At 41.3% G+C, this 1,226-nt stretch carries 1 protein-coding gene; it reads left to right on the top strand.

Features of this window, described 5'->3' with window-relative positions; genetic code table 11:
- The first annotated feature begins 80 nt into the window (after positions 1-80).
- A protein-coding gene (locus AA84_RS0114040) for an IS3 family transposase (RefSeq protein WP_128166093.1) occupies positions 81-1,195 on the top strand; the annotation gives its coding sequence in 2 pieces (ribosomal slippage) (positions 81-333 and positions 333-1,195; 1,116 coding nt in all).
- Positions 1,196-1,226: the final 31 nt, after the last annotated feature.

Below are 1,226 nucleotides of genomic sequence, written 5' to 3'. Positions count from 1 at the left end.
TTGGATAGGTTACAATTAATTGGACAAATAATTTAAGGTCATGTACACTTGGTTCAACTATTCCAAGGGAGACCGGAAACATGAAAAAGGAACGGAGAACTTTTTCAAAAGAGTTCAAGGAACAAATCGTCAGTCTACACGCTTCAGGTAAGCCCAGACATGAAATCATTAAAGAGTATGATCTCACGCCTTCGGCCTTTGATAAATGGGTTCGTCAACACAAGACAAGCGGTTCTTTCAAGGAGAAGGATAACCGAACGCCTGAGCAGGAAGAACTGATTCATTTAAGGAAAGAAAATCAACAGCTGAGAATGGAGAATGATATTTTAAAACAAGCCGCGCTGATCATGGGACGAAAGTAGATGTGATTCGACAGAACCGTCACAAATACTCGGTATCAGCAATGTGCGACGTCCTACAACTTTCTCGCAGTACCTACTATTACGAAGCTAAAGTTCGTGAGAATCAACAGGCTGAACAGGAATTGACACGCCAAGTGGTTCAAATATTTAAAGCAAGCCGATCGATCTATGGACAGCGAAAGATCAAAAAAGAACTGGAGAAGCAGGGAAAACAAGTCTCGCGAAGAAGAATCGGGCGAATGATGAAAGAACAGGGCCTCGTTTCAAAGTATACGATTGCACAGTTTAAGCCGCATAAAATAGGCTGCAACGAATCTCCCACTGGAAACACGTTGAATCGTCAATTCCAGCAGGAAAAGGAATTAAAAGTGGTAGTCAGTGATCTGACGTATGTCCGTGTGCAGCAGAAATGGCATTATATTTGTATCTTTATTGATTTATATAATCGCGAGATTATTGGTTACAGCTCTGGTCCAAATAAGGACGCTCAGTTAGTCCACCGTGCCTTCGCCACGGTAAAAGGTGACCTAAGTCAACTCGAACTATTCCATACAGATCGGGGAAACGAGTTTAAAAATAGGCTTATTGATGAGACTCTGGAAGCGTTTCAAATCAACCGATCACTGAGTCACAAAGGGACACCCTATGATAATGCTGTGGCGGAAGCGACCTTCAAAACGATTAAAACTGAGTTTATTAGCGGACGTGATTTTCCTAACCAACACGTTCTTGACCTTGAATTATTTGATTACGTCAATTGGTTCAATAATGTTCGCATCCATGGATCACTAGACTACCTAACACCAACTGAATACAAGCTGCGACACCTTTAAAAATTTGTTTGATTTAGTGTTGACATACCAA

It is taken from the genome of Sporolactobacillus terrae DSM 11697, from assembly GCF_000648615.1.
In the GTDB taxonomy this organism is placed as follows: Bacteria; Bacillota; Bacilli; order Bacillales; family Sporolactobacillaceae; genus Sporolactobacillus; species Sporolactobacillus terrae.
This window is presented reverse-complemented; position numbering and strand designations above follow the sequence as displayed.